Origin of the sequence: Marivirga sericea, from assembly GCF_900177665.1 — a bacterium.
In the GTDB taxonomy this organism is placed as follows: domain Bacteria; phylum Bacteroidota; class Bacteroidia; order Cytophagales; family Cyclobacteriaceae; genus Marivirga; species Marivirga sericea.
Map to the genome: position 1 here is coordinate 16,769 of NZ_FXAW01000007.1, position 19,343 is coordinate 36,111.

Consider the following 19,343-nt stretch of genomic DNA (forward strand, 5'->3'; position numbering starts at 1 on the left):
ACTGAAATCTGATTGCCATTTCCATGCTAAATAGTATATTGCGCATTGTTTTTTAGGCAGGTACAGAACTATGGAGAGAATAGCCATTATAGATTTAGGCACTAATACTTTTCACTTACTCATTATGGAAGTAAAAGGTGAGGAAGAGAACATTATTCACAAAGAGAAAATAGCTGTAAAGCTAGGAGAAGGTGGGATAAGTGAAGGCAATATTAGTAAAGCTGCTGAGGAGCGTGCTTTAAAGACAATGCTGTATTTCAAAGATAAAATCAAGGAAGAGCAGGTAAAACAAGTATTCGCTAGCGCTACATCTGCAATGCGCAATGCAAGCAATGGAAAAGAAGTTATGGAGCGAATCTATGATGCTACAGGCATTTCCATACAGTTAATCTCTGGACTGGATGAAGCTAAATTCATCCACAAGGGCGTAAAAAAAGCTTTAAACATTGGCTTGGAGCCTGCATTAATTATGGATATCGGCGGTGGCAGTGTTGAATTTATTATTTGCAATCAACATGAAGTGTACTGGATGGAAAGTTTTGAAATCGGTGCACAAAGACTTTTAGATAAATTCCATAAGCATGACCCAATGCTTCCAAAAGACATAGAAAACTTAGATGATTTCCTAAGAAAAGAATTGGCAGAGCTAAAAGTCAAAATGGATATTTATCAACCTCACCACCTCATAGGCTCTTCTGGTACTTTTGACACCCTAATTGACATTAACTATCAAGAAAAAGGAGTAGAAAAGCCAGATGATAATGCTTTCTCACTTTCTCTGGAAGATTTCGATCGTATTTTTAGTGAAATCATCCATAAAACGAGAGCGGAAAGAATGGAAATTCCAGGCATGATTGAGATGCGAGTGGATATGATAGTAGTTGCGGTTTGTATGATTCAATTCCTCATTGAAAATAATGAGTTCATAGATATAAAAGTTTCAACTTATGCGCTTAAAGAAGGTTTATTAGATGCTATCATCTCGAATGAGTTGAAAATATCATAAAATACGCTGGTCGACTACAACACAAGCTGTTATTACCAGATTATCATTAATTCAAAAGTATTATCATTAAATAATAGCAGAATCCATATAATGAAGTTATTTGATCACATATCATTGCAACATTTTGTAAAAGAAGTATTCATCCGAATGGGTTGCCCAACCCTCGAGGCAGAAGAAGCAGCTGCGGTTTTAGTGAATGCTGATTTGCGCGGAGTTGATTCTCATGGAGTAGCGCGTTTGCATGGGTACATCAGGCTATGGGAAGAAGGTCGGATTAATGCAAAACCTGACATTAAGATTATACATGAAACCCCTAGTACGGCCGTAGTAGATGGGGACAAAGGTCTTGGGTTAGTAGTAGCACCCTTTGCTATGAGAATAGCGATGGAAAAAGCTGAAAAGGTGGGCACAGGATGGGTCTCTGTTAAAAATTCAAATCACTATGGCATAGCTGGCCACCACAGTATGATGGCCTTAGATAAAGACATGATCGGATGGTCTATGACGAATGCCAGTCCTTTAGTATCGCCAACTTTCTCTAAAGAACGATTATTAGGAACAAACCCTATTTCTATTGCCATACCCACTAAAAACCAACCTCCCTATGTAGCAGACTTTGCTACTACTACAGTAGCGAACGGTAAACTAGAAGTATTGAAAAGAAAAAATGAAAAAGCGCCATTAGGATGGGTGCAAGATGCAGAGGGAAATGGAACAACAGATGTAGACGCATTGAAGAAGGGTGGAAGTATGTTACCCTTAGGAGGTTCAAGAGAACACTCAGGACATAAAGGCTACATTCTTGGATCCATAGTAGATATATTCTCTGCGGTGCTTTCAGGAGCGAATTACGGCCCGTGGGCTCCACCATTCGTTAGCTTCCTACCTCTAAAGGAAAATCCTGTAGGCGAAGGCTTAGGCCATTTCTTGGGCGCAATGAGAATTGATGCTTTCAGACCTGCTGAAGATTTCAAATCCCACATGGATAATTGGATAGAAACATTCAGAAATGCGGAAACTACAAATGAAAATGATAAAGTATTGATTCCTGGTGATCCTGAAAGGGAAATTAGCGAAGAGAGAAAGACAAATGGAATTCCATTATTGCCTGCAGTAGTGCAAGATTTAACTACTATTGGGGAGAAATTTGAAGTGACTTTCAAAGACTACTTTAGATAGGTTGTAAACTACAACACAAGGCCGTTTAGAACAAAAGCCGCCATCTGAATGTCTATCTAAATGGTAAAGCCTACCCGCAAAACAAAAGGAGAATTATACGGAGAACGAGAAACATCATAAAGTAAATTATATAATGCCATTACTGTGAAACCAGCTCTATTTCCAATAGGCTGAAAATACCCCCCACCAATAAAAAAGGCTGGAACCCATGCTCTGCCTAGTTCAAAACCATTTGAAGTATTATAAATTACATCTAAATTAATATTCTCATACTCAGAATAACCGAATAATTGTTGTGAAAAATTATATCTTCCAAACAATTTGCCTCCAAAAATATTGGTTTCATAATCAGCCACTCTATTGCCTCCTCGGACTCTGAAATATTGATAAATTCCACCAACGCCCGCTGAAAGCTTTTCATTAATCATATAGCCTACTATAGGGGAAGCTTCAATATGAGTGAACGTTCCAAACTGGAGTCCAAAATTACCTCCAAAATAGATCCTCTCTGTAAAACTGGAATTTTCATCCACATATTTCTGAGCGGACGAGTCTTGAATAGTACTAGCAGTTAGTATTATCAGAATCACACAAAATGTAAATAGTTTCTTCAATATTTATTCTTTTTCAACTATAACGAAAAGATCTTCAGATTCTTTCTTCATCAGGTATCTTTCTCTAGCAAATTTTTCTAGCAATTCATCATCACTCATCAATCCCTCTCTGTCTAATTCGACTTCCTTAATCTTCTCTTGATAATATTTCTTCTCCTTTACCAAATCGTTATACTTGGAAGAAAGTCTCCACTGAGAAACTAAATCATTGCCATCAATGAATAACATCCAAATCAGGAACACTGCTCCTGCAATAAAGTAAAAGTTCTTAAAGATTTTTGGAATTCTATCCATTATATGCATTACTATTGATGCTTTAAAAGTAACATAAAAAAGTGAAACAGCCTAAAAGTAAAAAAGGCTACTGGCACAACACCAATAGCCTTTTGTGCTGATTGTCTATAATTAGAAGTTAATACCAGGAAAATACGCCATTTCACCTAATTCTTCTTCAATTCTCAATAATTGATTGTATTTCGCCATTCTATCAGAACGAGAAGCAGAACCAGTCTTGATTTGACCAGACCCCATAGCCACAGCCAAATCAGCGATAAAGGTATCTTCAGTCTCTCCAGAACGGTGAGAAATTATATTTTTGTAAGAAGCCTTATCCGCCATTTTGATTGCATTGATAGTTTCCGTCAAAGTACCAATTTGGTTTACTTTAATTAAAATAGAGTTTCCTATTTTCTCATCGATACCTCTTTGTAATCTTTTAGTATTCGTTACGAAAAGATCATCTCCTACTAACTGAACTGTTCTTCCGATTTCACGAGTTAATTTCTCCCAACCTTCCCAATCATCTTCTTGCATTCCGTCTTCAATAGAAAGAATAGGATATTTATCGCACCAGTTCTTCCAGTAGCTTACCATCTCATCTGAAGTCAACTCTTCTCCAGTACTTTCAAATACATATTTCTTTTTAGACTCATCATAAAATTCGGAAGCTGCTGCGTCTAAGGCAATGAAAATATCTTCACCAGGTTTGAAGCCAGCTTTTTCAATTGCAGTTAAAACTACTTCAATAGCCTGATCATTAGATTCAATGTTTGGTGCAAAACCACCTTCATCACCAACGTTAGTTGACAAGCCTTTGCTTTTCAACACTTCCTTCAAGTGATGAAAAACCGTAGTCCCCATTCTTAATGCTTCAGAAAATGACTCTGCATTTACCGGCATCACCATAAATTCCTGAAAATCAATTTTATTGTCCGCGTGGCTACCACCATTCAAAATATTCATCATTGGAACAGGTAAAGTATTGGCATTTACTCCTCCAATATATCTGTACAATGACTGACCTGAAAGCTGAGCTGCTGCCTTTGCACAGGCCATAGAAACGCCCAGAATAGCATTTGCTCCTAACTTAGCTTTATTTTCTGTTCCATCTAGTTCGATCATTATCTTATCGATCAGATTTTGCTCAAACACAGAAAAACCGATCAGTTCCTCAGCAATCGCACCGTTAACATTATCAACAGCTTTCAAAACCCCTTTTCCCATGAAAATGGACTTATCTTTATCTCTCAATTCAACTGCTTCATGGATACCTGTGCTAGCACCAGACGGAACTGCAGCTCTACCGAAACCACCATTGGTTGTAAACACCTCTACTTCTACAGTAGGATTCCCTCTAGAATCTAATATTTGTCTTGCGTGAATGTTTTCTATTATACTCATAGTTTTATTAGTTGATTAGTGAAATAAATTGGTCGAATAAATACCTTGAATCATGTGGGCCAGGGGATGATTCCGGATGATACTGCACAGAGAATACTTTCTTATCTTTCATCCTTAAACCTTCCACCGTCTTATCATTCAAATTCAAATGCGTGGCTACTACTAGAGTGGATTTCTCTACATCTTCAGTGACAATACTAAACCCATGGTTTTGTGAAGTGATTTCACTTCTCCCTGACTCTACATTCAACACTGGTTGATTTAAACCTCTATGTCCATTATGCATTTTAAACGTTTTAATTCCATTTGCTAGTGCAATTAACTGATGCCCTAAGCAAATACCAAATAATGGCTTACCACTTTCGATAATCTCCTTACTATTATTGATGGCATCTGTCATTACTCCCGGGTCACCAGGCCCATTTGATAAAAAGTACGCTTCAGGATTCCATTCTTCGCTTTCATTAAAACTTGCACTCGAAGGGAATACTTTGCACCTAAAGCCTCTTTCAACTAATTGCTTTAGAATACTACTTTTTATACCATAGTCCATTACGGCCAACTTCACTCCTCCATCTGGTCCCATTTCATAAGCCTGCTTAGTCGTTACTTTAGAAGAAAGCTCCAAGCCTTCCATTGAAGGCACTTTATCCAATTCTCTTTTTAATTCGTCTATATCTGTTATTTCTGAGGAAATGATAGCGTTCATCGCACCTTTATTTCGAATATGCCTTACAATTTTTCTTGTATCCACATCACAAATACCAGGAATTTCATGCTCAATGAGATAATTATTCAAATTATCGACTGCTTGACCTCTACTGTAGTCATCTGAAAAGGCATTAATTACTACGCCAAATATCTTCGGACTGTCAGATTCTGACTCATCAGGGTGAACTCCATAATTTCCTATATGGGCATTGGTATTCACCATAATTTGACCGTAATAGGAAGGATCAGTATAGACTTCTTGGTACCCAGTCATACCCGTATTAAAACAGATTTCACCACCTTTTGTGCCTGAAAAACCAACGGATTTGCCGTGGAAGACTGTTCCGTCTTCTAAAAGTAAGATTGCTTTGTTTTTGTTTTTATACTTCATCAGATACTATTCTGAAATTGAAAATGAAATGGAGCTTTATTTATTAAACTGAGGCAAAAATAAATAAAAAAAAAGGGATTGAATAAATATCCAATCCCTTTTATTAAATCTATTGTTAGAAAGATTATTCATCTCCCTTTTTCTCATCTGATTTATCATCAGATTTTGTCTCTTTTTTCTCTGCTTTCGGAGCATCCTCTGTCTTAGCTTCGGCTTTCTTAGTTTCAGCTTTAGGAGCTTCTTCTTTTTTCGCTTCAGCCTTTGGAGCATCTTCTTTCTTAGCCTCTTTCTTCGGAGTCGCTTCTTTGGTTTCGGCAGTACCTTCAGCCTTAGCAGAAGTAGATTTAGAACTACCACCTCTACGGCTTCTTCTAGTAGTTTTCTTTTCCTTCTTCTCACCACCTAGCAACAACTCATTGTAATCCACTAGCTCGATTAATGCCATTTCCGCATCATCACCCAATCTAGATCCCAATTTGATTATTCTAGTATAGCCACCTGGTCTATTAGCAATCTTAGTTGCAACTTCGTCAAAAAGCTCCTTTAGTACTTCCTTATTCTTTAAAGAAGAAAAAACAATTCTTCTATTATGCGTAGTATCCTCCTTTGATTTTGTCAATAAAGGCTCAACATACTTCCTTAGTGCCTTTGCTTTAGCAACAGTGGTTGTAATCCTTTTTGAAAGGATTAAAGAACCTGCCATGTTTGATAACATCGCATTTCTATGGGAAGCAGTTCTACTTAAATGATTAAATTTCTTACCGTGTCTCATTGTCCTTATTCTTCGTCAAGTTTGTATTTGGATAGATCCATTCCAAAGGTTAAACCTTTATCTGCTACCAATTGCTCTAATTCTGCTAACGATTTCTTACCGAAATTTCTAAATTTCATCATATCAGAAATTTCAAGTGCAACCAAGTCTCCTAGTGTTTTAACATCAGCTGCTTTCAAGCAATTGTACGCTCTTACGGAAAGGTCTAAATCGTTAAGAGCTGTTTTAAGCAATTTGCGCATATGCAACATTTCCTCATCTACAGCTTCAGGTTCATCAGATCCACCAGCATCCAATACCATATTCTGATCAGAAAATAACATAAAGTGCTTGATCAATATATTTGCAGCACCTTTTAATGCTACTTCCGGGTGAATACTACCGTCAGTTTCAATATCTAAAACTAATTGTTCGTAATCAGTTTTCTGCTCAACTCTTGTATTTTCAACGCTATATTTAACGTTTTTTATTGGAGTGAAAATTGAATCAATAGCAATATAGTCCGTAGCTTGGTCTACTACATTGTTCTCTTCAGAGGAAACATATCCTCTTCCTTTTTCTATCGTCAATTCTATCTCAAAATTAATTGACTCATCCATGTGACAAATCAACAAATCAGGATTCAAGATTTCGAAAGAAGTTGTGAACTTATTGATATCACCAGCTTTGAATTCCTTAGTATTTTTAAGAGAAATGTTAATTTTGTTGTCAGCAGTCTCTGCTATCTTCTTAAATCTTACCATTTTAAGATTTAATATCAATTCAGAAACATCTTCCACCACACCTTCTACTGCAGAAAACTCATGCAATACACCAGGAATCTTAATACCTGTTATAGCATAACCTTCAAGTGAAGATAACAAAATTCTTCTTAAGGCATTACCTACAGTAACGCCATATCCTTTTTCTAATGGTTTGAATGTAAAAAGCCCGTGAAAATCATCTGCTTTCTCCATTGCCACCTTTTCAGGCATTTGGAATGCTAAAATGGACATATTATTAAATTTCTTTAAATTAACTGTTTATTTTGAGTACAACTCGACAATCAGCTGCTCATTAATATTCTCTGGAATATCTTCTCTTTGCGGAATATTTACAAATTTTCCTGACATTGAAGACTTATCAAATTCCAACCAAGAATATTTCGTTGCTGTATTGGATGAAAGGCTATCAGTGATAGACTCTAGAGATTTAGATTTCTCTCTTACACCAATTACATCACTTTCTTTCACTTGATAAGATGGGATATTTAAAATCTCTCCATTTACCAAAATGTGTTTATGACCTACCAACTGTCTCGCTGCTCTTCTAGTAGGAGCAATCCCTAATCTAAAAACAACGTTATCCAATCTACTTTCCAACAATTGAAGTAGTACCTCACCAGTAATACCTTTCTTTCTGGAAGCTTTATCAAATAAATTAGCAAATTGCCTCTCTAATACACCATAAGTGTATTTAGCTTTTTGCTTCTCCATCAGCTGCACAGCATATTCAGACTGCTTTCTACGTCTTCCTCTGCCGTGTTGTCCAGGAGGATAAGCCTTTTTGGATAATGCTTTACTTGCACCAAAAATTGGTTCATTAAACCTTCTTGCTATTTTGGATTTTGGTCCTTTATATCTAGCCATTTTCTTTAATTACTTAAGCGATGAATTAAACCCTACGTCTTTTAGGTGGACGACATCCATTATGTGGTAATGCAGTAACATCTTTAATCACCGTTACTTCAATACCTGTATTTTGAATAGTTCTGATGGCAGAATCTCTTCCTGCACCAGGTCCTTTAACATATACTTCAACTTTCCTAAGACCTAAATCGTAGGCAGTCTGTGCGGCATTCTGAGCAGCGACTTGACCAGCATATGGAGTGTTCTTTTTAGAACCCTTAAAACCCATCTTACCAGCGGATGCCCAGGAAATTACCTGACCTGTAGAGTTTGTTAAGGAAATGATGATGTTATTGAACGAAGCTCTGATGTGTGCTTGTCCGATAGCTTCAACATTAACAACTCTTTTTTTAGCTTTATCTTTTCTCTTTTGAGCCATGATCTAATGATTACTTAGTAGCTTTCTTTTTATTTGCAATAGTCTTCCTCTTTCCTTTACGAGTACGAGAATTGTTCTTTGTTCTCTGTCCCCTTAACGGAAGCCCTTTTCTGTGACGTAAACCTCTGTAACATCCAATATCTAACAATCTTTTGATGCTCATTTGAACCTCAGATTTTAGAACACCTTCAGTCTTGAAGTTTTCACTAATGACAGATCTAATGCTATTCGCTTCGTCATCAGTCCACTCACTAACTTTTTTATCAGCGTCAACACCAGCCATTTCTAAAATCTTTGCTGATGAACTTCTACCAAGACCAAATATGTAGGTCAATGATATAACTCCCCTTTTATTATCAGGAATATCTACTCCGGAAACTCTTGCCATAATTACCCTTGTCTTTGTTTGAAACGTGGATTCTTCTTGTTGATCACATAAAGCTTGCCGTTTCTTCGGACTACTTTACAATCAACACTTCTCTTTTTGATTGAAGCTTTAACTTTCATAATCTTTTTATTTGTATCTGTATACTATTCTACCTTTTGTTAGGTCATAAGGAGACATCTCCAATTTCACCTTATCTCCAGGAAGAATCTTAATATAATTCATTCTCATTTTCCCAGAGATATGAGCTATTACCTCATGACCATTACTTAATTCAACACGAAACATAGCGTTCGATAACGCTTCCGTTATTGTTCCATCTTGCTCTATTGAACTTTGTTTTGCCATAATTACTAGATTAAGCTACCGCTGTTCTTTGTGACGAACTACCTTTCACTTTACCTGACTTCATCATCCCTTCATAATGACGCATCAACAAGTAACTCTCTATTTGCTGTAAAGTATCTAAAATCACCCCTACCATAATGATTAGGGATGTTCCTCCAAAAAATTGAGAGAATTGAGTGCCAACACCAGCTCTAGCAACGAACGCAGGTAAAATTGCAATCAGTGCTAAATAAATAGAGCCCGGTAAAGTAATTTTCGTTAATATATTATCTATAAAATCGGAAGTTTCCTTTCCTGGTTTAATTCCAGGCACAAAACCACCGTTCCTCTTCATATCATCTGCTATCTGACTAGGATTAATCGTAATCGCAGTATACAAGAATGTAAACACTATGATTAACAATGCAAATGTTAAGTTATACTGCCAACTTTGAAAATCTGAAAATACATTTCCAATATAAGCCGCTGTATCACTATCATCTGCCCATAAGTTTGCCAATAAAGCAGGTAAAAACATCAATGACTGCGCAAAGATAATCGGCATTACACCTGACGCATTAACCTTTAATGGAATATATTGACGTTGACCACCATACACTCTTCCTCCCACAACTTGCTTAGCATACTGAACTGGTATTCTTCTGGTAGCTTGCACCAACATTACGGTGACCATCACTACGAAGAATAAAGCCACGATCTCTAGAATGAAGAATAATAAACCACTCATGCCTAGGGATATTGCTTCAGCAACAATAGAACCAGGGAAACGTGAAATAATTCCTATCATAATCAGCATAGAAATCCCATTCCCAATACCCTTATCAGTAATTTTTTCTCCTAACCACATACAAAAAATTGTACCTGCTGTTAGAACAATAACGGATGTGACAGTGAAGAAGGTCTGACTCATCATAATAGCCTCCGATGGAATCGTTCCTGCTACGTAGCTTACACCTTGTACAAAGGTGATAGCAATAGTTAAGACTCTTGTAATTTGAGTGATTTTCTTTCTACCAGATTCGCCCTCTTTTTGCATCTTCTGAAAATACGGCACAGCAACTGTCAAAAGCTGAATGACAATACTTGCAGAGATGTAAGGCATGATACCTAACGCAAAAATGGATGCGTTCGAAAACGCACCTCCTAAAATGGTGTCTAAGAGACCAAAAATACCTTGGGCATCACCGGACAACTTTGAAGGATCAACACCAGGTAAAACCACAAAAGAGCCTAGACGGAATATTATTAAAAACCCAATAGTATTTAAAATCCTATCTCTCAGCTCCTCAATGGAGAAAATATTCTTTATGGTAGAAAAAAAACGATTCATATTATATTTTTGATGCAGTTCCCCCAGCTTTTTCAATTGCCTCTAATGCAGTTTTTGAAAATGCATTAGCTGTAACATTCAATTTAGCTTTCAAGGTTCCGTTTCCTAAAATTTTAACCAAGTCATTTTTAGCAACAAGTCCTTTGCTTTTCAATAATTCCAAGTCAATAGTATCAACACTATACTTTTCTTGAAGTATCTGAAGATCACTCAAATTGATGGCTTTATAACTAACTCTATTGAAGTTATTGAAACCAAATTTAGGAACTCTCCTTTGCAATGGCATCTGTCCACCTTCAAAACCTTGTTTCGAAGAATATCCACTTCTCGATTTAGCACCTTTATGACCTCTTCCTGCAGTACCGGCAGCTCCAGATCCCTGGCCTCTTCCAATACGCTTTCTATCTTTAATAGAACCTTCTGCTGGTTTTAATGTATGTAATTTCATCTTATCCTTCAGTTATATTAACTAAGTGAGCTACCTTTCTCAACATTCCTTCGATTTGAGGAGTTGAATCTTTAGTCACTGTTTTATTAATTCTACCTAAACCTAAAGCTTCTATTGTAAGCTTTTGATTTTTAGGCCTTCCTATTACACTTCTGGTTTGTGTTACCTTAATTTTCTTAGCCATTGTAATTACCCATTAAATACGTTAGAAAGTGCAATTCCTCTATCTTTCGCTACTGTATAAGGATCTCTCAATTTAAGTAGTGCATCAAAAGTAGCTTTCACTACGTTGTGCGGGTTCGAAGAACCTTTAGATTTTGCTAAAACATTATGAACACCAGCACTTTCGAAAACAGCACGCATTGCACCACCTGCTATTACTCCAGTACCTGGAGAAGCAGGTTTCACTAATACGAAACCACCACTATATTTACCGATTTGTTCATGCGGAACAGTACCTTTAAGAATAGGCACTTTTACCAAATTCTTTTTAGCATCATCAATTCCTTTGGTAATCGCATCCGTCACTTCATTGGCTTTACCCAATCCATAACCAACAACACCATTACCATCTCCTACAACCACGATTGCAGAGAAGCTAAATCTTCTACCACCTTTCACAACCTTAGCAACCCTTTTAATGGCTACCACCTTCTCCTTCAATTCGATTTCGCTTGCTCTAACAGATTTTATATTACTCTGAGACATATTTTTAGAATTTTAAGCCACCTTTACGAGCACCGTCAGCCAATGCTTTTACTCTACCATGAAATCTGTAACCACCTCTATCAAATACGATTGATTTGATACCAGCATCCTTCGCTCTCTCGGCCAATGTTTCACCAACCTTTGAAGCCGTATCGATATCAGCATTGCTATTAGCTCCTAACTCCAAAGAATTAGCGGCTACCAACGTATGCCCTTTTAAATCATCGATCACTTGTGCATAAATGGCACGGTTACTTTTAAATACCGTCAAACGAGGTGTTTCAGCAGTTCCGGAAATCTTTCTACGAATTCCTAATTTAATTCGAACTCGTCTATCTTGTTTACTAATAGCCATTTTTAATATTATTTAGCGGCAGTCTTACCTGCTTTACGTCTAACTTGTTCACCAACAAATCTAATTCCTTTTCCTTTGTACGGTTCAACAGTACGTAAGGACTTGATCTTAGCAGCAACCTGTCCAATCAATTGTTTATCAAAGCTTTCTAAAGTAACGACAGGATTTTGACCTTTAACCGTTTCAGCAGTCGCTTTTACCTCTTCAGGCAATCCTAGAAATATACTGTGAGAATAGCCTAAACTTAACTCCAATACATCCCCTTGAACTGTGGCTTTATAACCAACACCAACCAGTTCTAATTGCTTTTTATATCCTTCAGAAACTCCAGTAACCATATTATTCAATAAAGCTCTGTACAAACCGTGCATCGCTTTATGTCTTTTAGATTCTGTAGCTCTTTCTAACTGTATTACACCATCTGTGTTCTTAACAGAAATAGCAGAATCAATTTGCTGTGTTAAAGTACCTTTAGAACCCTTTACCGTTACTAAATTATCTTTAGCAATTTCAAGCGTTACATCTTGAGGTAGTTGTATAAGACTTTTACCTATTCGTGACATTTCTATTCTTTAATATACGTAGCACAATACTTCACCACCAATTTTAAGCGTTCTAGCTTCTTTGTCAGTGATTACTCCCTTTGAGGTTGACATTATCGCCACACCCAAACCATTTAAAACTCTCGGCAAGTTTTCAGAATCAGAGTATTTTCTTAACCCTGGCTTTGAAACTCTCTCTAGTTTTGAAATAGCAGGAGTCTTTGTTTCAGGATCATATTTCAAAGCAATTTTGATATTACCTTGCGCGTTATCTTCCTCAAATTTATAATTCAGGATATAACCTTTTTCATGAAGCACTTTGGTCATACTCTTTTTCAAGTTTGATGCCGGTACTTCTACGATTCGGTGATTTGCCTTTATAGCATTACGAACCCTTGTAAGAAAATCAGCTATTGGATCAGTTACCATCTCTTAATTAATTATAATTTCTATTTGCCCTGCCGAAACAGGCGTGCAAAGTTAAGAAATTAATTTGTTTATAAAAATAAAAATTTAAAAATCACCAACTTGCTTTGGTCACCCCTGGTATTTTACCTTGTGAAGCCATTTCACGGAAGGTTACCCTTGAGATTCCAAATTTACGCATATACCCTTTAGGACGTCCAGTCAATTTACATCTGTTGTGCAACCTTACTGGCGATGCATTTTTTGGTAATTTATCTAAAGCCTCATAGTCACCATTAGCTTTTAACTCAGCTCTTTTGTCTGCGTACTTAGCGACTAATCTCTCTCTTTTCTTTTCTCTGGCAATTACTGCTTTTCTAGCCATAATTATTTGTTGTTTTTACTAGCAAATGGCATTCCGAAAGCTTTCAATAATTCATAGCTCTCTTCGTCCGAATTTGCAGTGGTTACAAATGTGATATCCATCCCGGAGATAGTTGAAACTTTATCAATACTTATTTCCGGGAATATGATTTGTTCTTTAACTCCTAGAGTATAATTCCCTCTACCGTCAAAACCTTTATCTTTCACACCTTGAAAGTCACGTACTCGAGGTAATGAAACAGATATTAATCTATCTAAAAATTCATACATCTTTTCACCCCTAAGCGTCACCTTCGCTCCAATTGGCATTCCCTCTCTTAACTTAAAATTCGAAATAGAATTTTTAGCATAAGTAGGAATAGCTTTTTGACCTGTTATCATGGTCAACTCCTCTACTCCAGTGTCTACCAACTTTTTATCAGCTGTTGCTGCTCCAATTCCCTTGTTGATTACAATTTTTGTAAGCTTAGGAACCTCCATAGCAGAGCTGTATTGAAATTTCTCTTTCAAAGCGGGAATTATTTCACCCAGGTATAATTCTTTTATTCTTGGATTAGCCATTGTTGATTACCTCCCCCGTTTTTTTTGAATATCTTTGCAATTTACCTTTTTCGTCAAGCTTTCGCCCAGTTCTAGTTGCTTCACCAGTTGCAGGATCCACTAATTTCAAGTTACTGAGATGAATTGGTGCTTCCACTTTGTCGATACCACCTTGAGGACTATTGGCAGAAGGTTTGTTGTGCTTTGTAACCACATTAGCTCCTTCAACAATAGCTCTATCTTTCTCCCCGATCATTTCTAACACTTTACCTGATTTGCCTTTAGCATTACCGGCAATTACCATTACAGTGTCACCCTTGCGGATATGAAACTTCTTTTGTTTGTTTTTTCTCCTCTCCATAATATTATAATACTTCAGGTGCTAAAGAAACAATTTTCATGAATTGCTTTTCACGCAATTCTCTAGCAACAGGTCCGAAAATACGAGTACCTCTTGGCTCATCATTAGGGTTCAATAATACCGCAGCATTATCTTCGAAGCGAATATATGAACCATCTTTTCTTCTTACCTCTTTCTTAGTCCGTACGATAACGGCTCTAGAAACGGTACCTTTTTTCAAGTTACTTGAAGAAAGAGCAGACTTAACAGTTACAATCACTTTATCACCAATGGAAGCGTACCGTTTTTTGGTACCACCCAATACACGGATACACAATACCTCTTTGGCACCACTATTATCCGCTACACTTAATCTTGATTCTTGTTGTATCATGGTTATTTAGCTCTTTCAACGATTTCTACTAATCTCCATTTTTTATTCTTGCTCAATGGTCTAGTTTCTTGTATTTTGACAGTGTCGCCAATCGTACAATCATTAGCCTCATCATGAGCCATGAATTTGGTATTTTTCTTTACGAATTTACCATACATAGGGTGTTTAACCTTTCTTTCTACAGAAACGGTAATGGACTTATCCATTTTGTTACTAACAACTAACCCTACTCTTTCCTTTCTAAGGTTTCTTTCCATCTTAGCAATTATTTAGCAAGTACTTTACTTCTTAGTTCAGTTTGCAGACGTGCAACATTCTTACGAGTATCTCTGATTTGCATAGGATTCTCTATTGGAGAAATTGCGTGCGCAAACTTTAACTTGTGAAGTTTTTGTCCTTCAACTTTAATATTCTCATTGAGTTCGTCAACGGATAATTTTTTAATATCAGTGTTTTTCATGATACTATATTTTCTGAGTAATCCCTTCGTACTGAAAACTTAGTTTTCACAGGCAATTTTTGCGCTGCAAGTCTAAGTGCTTCTTTGGCATCTGCCATAGATACACCACCCGCTTCAAACATTATGGTACCAGGTTTAACAGTTGCAACCCAATATTCAGGTGCACCTTTACCTTTACCCATCCTTACTTCTGCAGGCTTTTTGGTGATTGGCTTATCAGGGAATATTCTGATCCAAACCTGACCTTGTCTTTTCATAGCTCTAGTCATGGCAATCCTTGCTGCCTCAATCTGTCTACTGGTAATCCAACCCGGCTCCAGTGACTTCAAAGCAAAACTTCCAAAGGCAATTCTATGCCCTCTCTGAGCAATTCCTTTTACTCTTCCTTTTTGCTTTTTCCTAAATTTTGTTCTTTTTGGCTGTAACATTTTCTAAAAATCTTTTACCAAGAAAGCGCTTACTTACGCTTTCTTTTAGGACGTTCACTTCTTCTATTATTAGCCGGGCCACCACCTTTACCAGGTGTACCTGCCCCAACATTAAGCGACAAGTCTCTCTTGCCGAAAACCTCTCCTTTGAAAACCCACACTTTCACACCAATTGTTCCATAAATTGTATGTGCTGGAGTTGTCTCATAGTCGATATCTGCCCTTAATGTATGCAAAGGAATTCTACCTTCTTTATACATCTCGGTACGTGCCATTTCAGCTCCGCCTAAACGTCCTGAAACTTTAATCTTAATTCCTTGAGCTCCTACTCTCATAGCAGATGCAATTGCTTGCTTCATTGCTCTTCTGTAGGAAATTCTTGCTTTTAATTGCTGACCAATTGACTCTCCAATTAATTTGGCGTCTAATTCTGGACGTTTTATTTCAAAAATATTGATTTGAACATCCTTTCCAGTCAATTTTTTAAGCTCCTCTTTTAGTTTATCTACTTCGCTACCACCTTTACCGATTACTACTCCTGGTCTAGCAGTGTGAACAGTTAAAGTAATTCTTTTTAAAGTTCTTTCGATAACAATTTTAGAGATTCCACCTTTTGGAATACGAGCTAATATATATTCTCTGATCTTTTGATCTTCTATAAGTTTATCAGAAAAAGAAAGACCTTTTCCCCCGTACCAGTTGGATTCCCAACCTCGCACGATACCTAAACGAAAACCTATTGGATTAACTTTCTGTCCCATTGTTATTTATTTTCAGCGTTATCAGTTTCAGCCAATACCGCTTTGTCCGCAGCACTGTCAACAATCAAAGTTACATGGTTTGATCTTTTTCTAATTCTATGAGCTCTACCCTGAGGAGCTGGTCTAAGTCTTTTTAGGACTCTACCACCGTCAACTTGAACAGACTTAACATATAACTCAGCATCTTCAAGATCTAGTTCTGGATTTGCTTGTTGCCAGTTGGCAATTGCAGACAGCAATAATTTCTCAACTCTAGCTGCTCCATGCTTAGATTCAAACTTAAGAATATTCAAAGCACGGTTAACTTTTTCACCTCTGATAAGATCCACTACCATCCTCATTTTACGAGGAGAAGTAGGTACGTTATTTAATTTAGCTATTGCTTCCATTATCTCCTACCTTTATCTTTTTTGTTTATATGACCCCTGAAATTTCTAGTAGGAGAAAACTCACCTAGCTTATGTCCTACCATGTTCTCAGTTACATAAACCGGAATAAATTTATTCCCGTTGTGCACTGCAAAAGTATGACCAACAAAATCAGGAGAAATCATAGATCTTCTTGACCAAGTTTTGATAACCGATTTCTTACCGGAGTCATTCATATTGTCAACTTTCTTTTCAAGACGAAAGTCAATATAAGGTCCTTTTTTTAACGATCTAGCCATCTATTATTTCTTTTTACCGATAATTAATTTATTGGAATATTTCTTAGGCGTTCTGGTTTTCAAACCTTTAGCCAATAAACCTTTTCTTGATCTAGGGTGACCTCCTGAAGATTTACCTTCACCACCACCCATTGGGTGATCAACTGGGTTCATAACAACCGCTCTGGTTCTAGGCCTACGACCTAACCAACGCTTACGACCTGCTTTCCCTAACTTAACAATCATATGATCGCCATTAGATACAGTTCCTACAGTAGCCATACAAGTTGCCAATACTAATCTCATTTCACCAGAAGGCAATTTCAAAGTAGCATATTTACCATCTCTAGCCAATAACTGTGCATATGATCCAGCACTTCTTGACATTGCACCACCTGCACCAGGTTTAATTTCAATATTATGAATTATTGTACCTAAAGGAATATCAGACAAGGGAAGAGCATTTCCAACCTCAGGTGCTATACCCTTACCTGAAACTATAGTATCTCCTACTTTCAATCCGTTAGGAGCTAAGATGTATCTCTTTTCTCCATCAGCATAGTGCAATAAAGCTATAAAAGCCGTTCTACCCGGATCATATTCCAAGGTCGCTACTTTAGCAGGAATATTCAATTTATTCCTCTTGAAATCAATAATTCTTAAACTTTGCTTATGACCACCACCTAAATAGCGCATAGTCATACGTCCTGAATTATTCCTTCCACCTGATTTCTTACTTGGAGCAAGCAATGACTTCTCAGGAGCCACTTTACTTAGCTCGGTATAAACCGGTGCTAATCTATATCTTTGTCCAGCTGTAACTGGTCTTAATTTTTTAACTGCCATTTTTCAGATCATTAAATTTCGCTGTAGAAATCGATTACCTCTCCTTCTGCTACAGTTACAATTGCTTTTTTGAAACTAGGCTTTCTTCCAGTAAGAATCCTAGACTTAGTATAACGAGATTTTTGTTTGCCCAAATACTTCATAGTATTGATGCTCTCGACATTTACACCGTACGTCTTTTCAACCTCAGCTTTAATTTGGATTTTGTTAGCATTAATATCTACAACAAATCCATATTTACCTTTTTCGTTGAGGTCTGAGACTTTTTCCGTTACAAGTGGTTTTATTAAAACGCTCATATCTTTTACTTAAATAAGTTTTCTATTTTCTCTAAAGAACCTTCAACGAATAGCAACTGATCAGCATGAAGAACATCATACGTATTTAATGAATCAACTGTAGTTACTTGCGTGTTTTTAACATTTCTACCAGAAAGCACGATATTTTTATCTACTTCTGGAAGAACTAAAAGTGTCTTTTTATTATCCAAAGACAACTTGCTCAGCATTTCTGTGTAAGATTTCGTTTTCACTTCATTAAAAGTAAACCCTTCTAATACCGAAATCATCTGATCTTTAGCTTTGTAAGTTAAAGCAGACTTTCTCGCCACCAACTTTAGCTTTTTATTCAATTTAAAGCTGTAGTCTTTCGGTCTAGGACCAAATACTCTACCACCACCTTTAAATATCGGAGATTTAATACTACCCGCACGAGCAGTACCAGTACCTTTCTGCTTTTTAATCTTTCTGGTTGAACCTGAAATTTCTGCTCTCTCTTTAGATTTATGCGTTCCTTGTCTCGCATTAGCCATTTTCTGCTTCACATCTAAATAAATAGCGTGATCATTTGGCTCTATATCAAAGATGGCATCCGATAAAGAAACTTTTCTTCCGGTGTCTTCGCCTGTATGTTTTATAATTGAAAGCTCCATCTTTATTTCTCTATTATTACAAATGAATTTTTTGCACCCGGTATTGAACCACTTACTAAAAGTAAATTCTTTTCAGGGATCACTTTTAACACTCTCAAATTAGTGTTTTTAACTCTATCCCCTCCTGTTCTACCGGCCATACGCATACCCGGAAAAACTCTTGCCGGATAAGAAGCACCACCTATTGAACCCGGTGCTCTTTGTCTGTTATGCTGACCATGAGTTGCTTGACCAACCCCACCAAAACCATGACGTTTTACAACACCTTGGAAACCTTTACCCTTTGAAGAACCTGCAACATCTACAAAATCGCCTTCTTCAAAAACATCGCCGATAGTTACCGTTTGTCCAAGACTATACTTGTCAACAAAAGTATCATAACCTTCGTATTCACGAAACTCAACTAGCTTCTTCTTTGGCGTTGTTTGAGCATTTTTAAAATGCCCTTGCAATGCTTTTGGTGTATTCTTCTCCTTGCGCTCATCATAGCCCAATTGAATAGCAGAATAACCATCGGTTTCCTCTTTTTTTACTTGTGTAACCACACAAGGACCAGCTTCTATCACCGTGCATGCGACATTTCGTCCATCGACACCGTAGATACTAGTCATTCCGATTTTCTTTCCTATTATTCCTGACATTATTAATTTGATTAACAACCTTTTAACGGGTTTTACCGTAGCTTTTCCCGAA

At 37.0% G+C, this 19,343-nt stretch carries 34 protein-coding genes; 2 read left to right on the forward strand and 32 right to left on the reverse strand.

The genetic code is table 11. The annotated features are described in order from the left end of the window. Window positions 1–70: 70 nt before the first annotated feature. Together B9Y84_RS15340 and B9Y84_RS15345 are read left to right on the forward strand one after the other, a co-directional pair. A complete protein-coding gene (locus B9Y84_RS15340) occupies window positions 71–1,006 on the forward strand; it encodes a Ppx/GppA phosphatase family protein (protein WP_085518281.1) in 936 nt (311 codons plus the stop codon). Window positions 1,007–1,096: 90 nt separating this feature from the next. Continuing rightward, entirely contained in the window at window positions 1,097–2,185 is a 1,089-nt protein-coding gene (locus tag B9Y84_RS15345; protein WP_085518282.1) for an Ldh family oxidoreductase, read from the forward strand. 56 nt (window positions 2,186–2,241) lie between these two features. Here B9Y84_RS15345 and B9Y84_RS15350 read toward each other — a convergent pair whose 3' ends face one another. From B9Y84_RS15350 to rplC, 32 genes are all read right to left on the reverse strand, one after another. Beyond that, on the reverse strand, window positions 2,242–2,799 hold the full coding sequence (locus B9Y84_RS15350; RefSeq protein ID WP_085518283.1) for a hypothetical protein: 558 nt from the start codon (window positions 2,797–2,799) through the stop codon (window positions 2,242–2,244). 3 nt (window positions 2,800–2,802) lie between these two features. Then, the gene (locus B9Y84_RS15355; protein ID WP_085518284.1) at window positions 2,803–3,102 is read right to left on the reverse strand and encodes an FtsB family cell division protein; all 300 of its coding nucleotides are present in this window, start codon (window positions 3,100–3,102) and stop codon (window positions 2,803–2,805) included. 102 nt (window positions 3,103–3,204) lie between these two features. Further along, complete coding sequence (eno, locus tag B9Y84_RS15360; RefSeq protein WP_085518285.1) at window positions 3,205–4,479, reverse strand: phosphopyruvate hydratase; 1,275 nt, start codon at window positions 4,477–4,479, stop codon at window positions 3,205–3,207. A gap of 7 nt (window positions 4,480–4,486) precedes the next feature. Then, the gene (gene carA, locus B9Y84_RS15365; protein WP_085518286.1) at window positions 4,487–5,581 is read right to left on the reverse strand and encodes a glutamine-hydrolyzing carbamoyl-phosphate synthase small subunit; all 1,095 of its coding nucleotides are present in this window, start codon (window positions 5,579–5,581) and stop codon (window positions 4,487–4,489) included. 124 nt (window positions 5,582–5,705) lie between these two features. Beyond that, complete coding sequence (gene rplQ / locus B9Y84_RS15370) at window positions 5,706–6,353, reverse strand: 50S ribosomal protein L17 (RefSeq protein ID WP_085518287.1); 648 nt, start codon at window positions 6,351–6,353, stop codon at window positions 5,706–5,708. A gap of 5 nt (window positions 6,354–6,358) precedes the next feature. After that, window positions 6,359–7,348: a DNA-directed RNA polymerase subunit alpha gene (locus B9Y84_RS15375; protein WP_085518288.1), complete on the reverse strand. Its 990-nt coding sequence runs from the start codon at window positions 7,346–7,348 to the stop codon at window positions 6,359–6,361. 27 nt (window positions 7,349–7,375) lie between these two features. Then, window positions 7,376–7,981 (reverse strand): 30S ribosomal protein S4, encoded by a 606-nt coding sequence (gene rpsD, locus B9Y84_RS15380; RefSeq protein WP_085518289.1) that lies wholly within the window; start codon window positions 7,979–7,981, stop codon window positions 7,376–7,378. 25 nt (window positions 7,982–8,006) lie between these two features. Then, entirely contained in the window at window positions 8,007–8,399 is a 393-nt protein-coding gene (gene rpsK, locus B9Y84_RS15385; protein WP_085518290.1) for a 30S ribosomal protein S11, read from the reverse strand. A 10-nt stretch (window positions 8,400–8,409) separates the two neighbouring features. Then, on the reverse strand, window positions 8,410–8,787 hold the full coding sequence (gene rpsM, locus B9Y84_RS15390) for a 30S ribosomal protein S13 (RefSeq protein ID WP_085518291.1): 378 nt from the start codon (window positions 8,785–8,787) through the stop codon (window positions 8,410–8,412). Window positions 8,788–8,789: 2 nt separating this feature from the next. Next, the gene (ykgO, locus tag B9Y84_RS15395) at window positions 8,790–8,906 is read right to left on the reverse strand and encodes a type B 50S ribosomal protein L36 (RefSeq protein ID WP_013455173.1); all 117 of its coding nucleotides are present in this window, start codon (window positions 8,904–8,906) and stop codon (window positions 8,790–8,792) included. A 7-nt stretch (window positions 8,907–8,913) separates the two neighbouring features. Continuing rightward, window positions 8,914–9,132, reverse strand: a complete 219-nt coding sequence (gene infA, locus B9Y84_RS15400; RefSeq protein WP_013455172.1) for a translation initiation factor IF-1 — start codon at window positions 9,130–9,132, stop codon at window positions 8,914–8,916. Between the two features lie 10 nt (window positions 9,133–9,142). Beyond that, the gene (gene secY / locus B9Y84_RS15405; protein ID WP_085518292.1) at window positions 9,143–10,462 is read right to left on the reverse strand and encodes a preprotein translocase subunit SecY; all 1,320 of its coding nucleotides are present in this window, start codon (window positions 10,460–10,462) and stop codon (window positions 9,143–9,145) included. 1 nt (window position 10,463) lies between these two features. Continuing rightward, window positions 10,464–10,910, reverse strand: coding sequence for a 50S ribosomal protein L15 (gene rplO, locus B9Y84_RS15410; RefSeq protein WP_085518293.1), 447 nt, complete (start codon window positions 10,908–10,910; stop codon window positions 10,464–10,466). Between the two features lies 1 nt (window position 10,911). Beyond that, a complete protein-coding gene (rpmD, locus tag B9Y84_RS15415; RefSeq protein ID WP_085518294.1) occupies window positions 10,912–11,094 on the reverse strand; it encodes a 50S ribosomal protein L30 in 183 nt (60 codons plus the stop codon). A gap of 5 nt (window positions 11,095–11,099) precedes the next feature. Then, entirely contained in the window at window positions 11,100–11,618 is a 519-nt protein-coding gene (gene rpsE, locus B9Y84_RS15420) for a 30S ribosomal protein S5 (RefSeq protein WP_013455168.1), read from the reverse strand. Window positions 11,619–11,622: 4 nt separating this feature from the next. Beyond that, window positions 11,623–11,973, reverse strand: a complete 351-nt coding sequence (rplR, locus tag B9Y84_RS15425) for a 50S ribosomal protein L18 (protein WP_085518295.1) — start codon at window positions 11,971–11,973, stop codon at window positions 11,623–11,625. Window positions 11,974–11,981: 8 nt separating this feature from the next. After that, a complete protein-coding gene (gene rplF, locus B9Y84_RS15430; RefSeq protein ID WP_085518296.1) occupies window positions 11,982–12,536 on the reverse strand; it encodes a 50S ribosomal protein L6 in 555 nt (184 codons plus the stop codon). A gap of 9 nt (window positions 12,537–12,545) precedes the next feature. Next, a complete protein-coding gene (rpsH, locus tag B9Y84_RS15435; RefSeq protein WP_085518297.1) occupies window positions 12,546–12,944 on the reverse strand; it encodes a 30S ribosomal protein S8 in 399 nt (132 codons plus the stop codon). 91 nt (window positions 12,945–13,035) lie between these two features. Continuing rightward, complete coding sequence (gene rpsN, locus B9Y84_RS15440) at window positions 13,036–13,305, reverse strand: 30S ribosomal protein S14 (RefSeq protein ID WP_085518298.1); 270 nt, start codon at window positions 13,303–13,305, stop codon at window positions 13,036–13,038. 2 nt (window positions 13,306–13,307) lie between these two features. Beyond that, window positions 13,308–13,865, reverse strand: a complete 558-nt coding sequence (gene rplE / locus B9Y84_RS15445; RefSeq protein WP_085518299.1) for a 50S ribosomal protein L5 — start codon at window positions 13,863–13,865, stop codon at window positions 13,308–13,310. Beyond that, entirely contained in the window at window positions 13,858–14,205 is a 348-nt protein-coding gene (gene rplX, locus B9Y84_RS15450; protein ID WP_085518300.1) for a 50S ribosomal protein L24, read from the reverse strand. Before rplX ends, rplE begins: the two co-directional genes overlap by 8 nt. Before the next feature lie 4 nt (window positions 14,206–14,209). Beyond that, window positions 14,210–14,578, reverse strand: a complete 369-nt coding sequence (gene rplN, locus B9Y84_RS15455) for a 50S ribosomal protein L14 (protein WP_013455161.1) — start codon at window positions 14,576–14,578, stop codon at window positions 14,210–14,212. Window positions 14,579–14,580: 2 nt separating this feature from the next. After that, entirely contained in the window at window positions 14,581–14,835 is a 255-nt protein-coding gene (gene rpsQ / locus B9Y84_RS15460) for a 30S ribosomal protein S17 (RefSeq protein ID WP_085518301.1), read from the reverse strand. Window positions 14,836–14,843: 8 nt separating this feature from the next. Next, window positions 14,844–15,038, reverse strand: a complete 195-nt coding sequence (gene rpmC / locus B9Y84_RS15465) for a 50S ribosomal protein L29 (RefSeq protein WP_085518302.1) — start codon at window positions 15,036–15,038, stop codon at window positions 14,844–14,846. Continuing rightward, window positions 15,035–15,466, reverse strand: coding sequence for a 50S ribosomal protein L16 (rplP, locus tag B9Y84_RS15470; RefSeq protein ID WP_013455158.1), 432 nt, complete (start codon window positions 15,464–15,466; stop codon window positions 15,035–15,037). The genes rpmC and rplP overlap by 4 nt, the downstream gene beginning before the upstream one ends. Window positions 15,467–15,495: 29 nt before the next feature. Next, on the reverse strand, window positions 15,496–16,227 hold the full coding sequence (rpsC, locus tag B9Y84_RS15475) for a 30S ribosomal protein S3 (protein WP_085518303.1): 732 nt from the start codon (window positions 16,225–16,227) through the stop codon (window positions 15,496–15,498). Between the two features lie 2 nt (window positions 16,228–16,229). Then, a complete protein-coding gene (rplV, locus tag B9Y84_RS15480; protein WP_085518304.1) occupies window positions 16,230–16,616 on the reverse strand; it encodes a 50S ribosomal protein L22 in 387 nt (128 codons plus the stop codon). Next, window positions 16,616–16,894, reverse strand: a complete 279-nt coding sequence (gene rpsS / locus B9Y84_RS15485; RefSeq protein ID WP_085518305.1) for a 30S ribosomal protein S19 — start codon at window positions 16,892–16,894, stop codon at window positions 16,616–16,618. Before rpsS ends, rplV begins: the two co-directional genes overlap by 1 nt. Before the next feature lie 3 nt (window positions 16,895–16,897). Beyond that, entirely contained in the window at window positions 16,898–17,719 is an 822-nt protein-coding gene (rplB, locus tag B9Y84_RS15490; RefSeq protein ID WP_085518306.1) for a 50S ribosomal protein L2, read from the reverse strand. An 11-nt stretch (window positions 17,720–17,730) separates the two neighbouring features. Next, window positions 17,731–18,018 (reverse strand): 50S ribosomal protein L23, encoded by a 288-nt coding sequence (rplW, locus tag B9Y84_RS15495; RefSeq protein WP_085518307.1) that lies wholly within the window; start codon window positions 18,016–18,018, stop codon window positions 17,731–17,733. Between the two features lie 5 nt (window positions 18,019–18,023). Continuing rightward, a complete protein-coding gene (rplD, locus tag B9Y84_RS15500; RefSeq protein WP_085518308.1) occupies window positions 18,024–18,650 on the reverse strand; it encodes a 50S ribosomal protein L4 in 627 nt (208 codons plus the stop codon). Between the two features lie 2 nt (window positions 18,651–18,652). Beyond that, complete coding sequence (gene rplC / locus B9Y84_RS15505) at window positions 18,653–19,291, reverse strand: 50S ribosomal protein L3 (protein ID WP_085518309.1); 639 nt, start codon at window positions 19,289–19,291, stop codon at window positions 18,653–18,655. Between the last annotated feature and the right edge of the window lie 52 nt (window positions 19,292–19,343).

Coding starts and splice junctions, on each gene's coding strand:
- carA (WP_085518286.1), bottom strand. CDS start 5,581: ATGAAGTATAAAAACAAAAACAAAGCAATCTTACTTTTAGAAGACGGA.
- rpsD (WP_085518289.1), bottom strand. CDS start 7,981: ATGGCTAGATATAAAGGACCAAAATCCAAAATAGCAAGAAGGTTTAAT.
- rplB (WP_085518306.1), bottom strand. CDS start 17,719: ATGGCAGTTAAAAAATTAAGACCAGTTACAGCTGGACAAAGATATAGA.
- rpsE (WP_013455168.1), bottom strand. CDS start 11,618: ATGTCTCAGAGTAATATAAAATCTGTTAGAGCAAGCGAAATCGAATTG.
- rpmD (WP_085518294.1), bottom strand. CDS start 11,094: ATGGCTAAGAAAATTAAGGTAACACAAACCAGAAGTGTAATAGGAAGG.
- rpmC (WP_085518302.1), bottom strand. CDS start 15,038: ATGAAAAACACTGATATTAAAAAATTATCCGTTGACGAACTCAATGAG.
- B9Y84_RS15345 (WP_085518282.1), top strand. CDS start 1,097: ATGAAGTTATTTGATCACATATCATTGCAACATTTTGTAAAAGAAGTA.
- secY (WP_085518292.1), bottom strand. CDS start 10,462: ATGAATCGTTTTTTTTCTACCATAAAGAATATTTTCTCCATTGAGGAG.
- rplP (WP_013455158.1), bottom strand. CDS start 15,466: ATGTTACAGCCAAAAAGAACAAAATTTAGGAAAAAGCAAAAAGGAAGA.
- ykgO (WP_013455173.1), bottom strand. CDS start 8,906: ATGAAAGTTAAAGCTTCAATCAAAAAGAGAAGTGTTGATTGTAAAGTA.
- rplV (WP_085518304.1), bottom strand. CDS start 16,616: ATGGAAGCAATAGCTAAATTAAATAACGTACCTACTTCTCCTCGTAAA.
- rplW (WP_085518307.1), bottom strand. CDS start 18,018: ATGAGCGTTTTAATAAAACCACTTGTAACGGAAAAAGTCTCAGACCTC.
- B9Y84_RS15340 (WP_085518281.1), top strand. CDS start 71: ATGGAGAGAATAGCCATTATAGATTTAGGCACTAATACTTTTCACTTA.
- rpsK (WP_085518290.1), bottom strand. CDS start 8,399: ATGGCTCAAAAGAGAAAAGATAAAGCTAAAAAAAGAGTTGTTAATGTT.
- rplN (WP_013455161.1), bottom strand. CDS start 14,578: ATGATACAACAAGAATCAAGATTAAGTGTAGCGGATAATAGTGGTGCC.
- rplC (WP_085518309.1), bottom strand. CDS start 19,291: ATGTCAGGAATAATAGGAAAGAAAATCGGAATGACTAGTATCTACGGT.
- rpsS (WP_085518305.1), bottom strand. CDS start 16,894: ATGGCTAGATCGTTAAAAAAAGGACCTTATATTGACTTTCGTCTTGAA.
- rpsN (WP_085518298.1), bottom strand. CDS start 13,305: ATGGCTAGAAAAGCAGTAATTGCCAGAGAAAAGAAAAGAGAGAGATTA.
- rpsC (WP_085518303.1), bottom strand. CDS start 16,227: ATGGGACAGAAAGTTAATCCAATAGGTTTTCGTTTAGGTATCGTGCGA.
- rpsH (WP_085518297.1), bottom strand. CDS start 12,944: ATGGTAACTGATCCAATAGCTGATTTTCTTACAAGGGTTCGTAATGCT.
- rplO (WP_085518293.1), bottom strand. CDS start 10,910: ATGAAATTACATACATTAAAACCAGCAGAAGGTTCTATTAAAGATAGA.
- infA (WP_013455172.1), bottom strand. CDS start 9,132: ATGGCAAAACAAAGTTCAATAGAGCAAGATGGAACAATAACGGAAGCG.
- rplX (WP_085518300.1), bottom strand. CDS start 14,205: ATGGAGAGGAGAAAAAACAAACAAAAGAAGTTTCATATCCGCAAGGGT.
- rplQ (WP_085518287.1), bottom strand. CDS start 6,353: ATGAGACACGGTAAGAAATTTAATCATTTAAGTAGAACTGCTTCCCAT.
- rplF (WP_085518296.1), bottom strand. CDS start 12,536: ATGTCACGAATAGGTAAAAGTCTTATACAACTACCTCAAGATGTAACG.
- rpsM (WP_085518291.1), bottom strand. CDS start 8,787: ATGGCAAGAGTTTCCGGAGTAGATATTCCTGATAATAAAAGGGGAGTT.
- rplE (WP_085518299.1), bottom strand. CDS start 13,865: ATGGCTAATCCAAGAATAAAAGAATTATACCTGGGTGAAATAATTCCC.
- rplR (WP_085518295.1), bottom strand. CDS start 11,973: ATGGCTATTAGTAAACAAGATAGACGAGTTCGAATTAAATTAGGAATT.
- B9Y84_RS15375 (WP_085518288.1), bottom strand. CDS start 7,348: ATGTCCATTTTAGCATTCCAAATGCCTGAAAAGGTGGCAATGGAGAAA.
- rpsQ (WP_085518301.1), bottom strand. CDS start 14,835: ATGGAAAGAAACCTTAGAAAGGAAAGAGTAGGGTTAGTTGTTAGTAAC.
- rplD (WP_085518308.1), bottom strand. CDS start 18,650: ATGGAGCTTTCAATTATAAAACATACAGGCGAAGACACCGGAAGAAAA.
- eno (WP_085518285.1), bottom strand. CDS start 4,479: ATGAGTATAATAGAAAACATTCACGCAAGACAAATATTAGATTCTAGA.
- B9Y84_RS15355 (WP_085518284.1), bottom strand. CDS start 3,102: ATGCATATAATGGATAGAATTCCAAAAATCTTTAAGAACTTTTACTTT.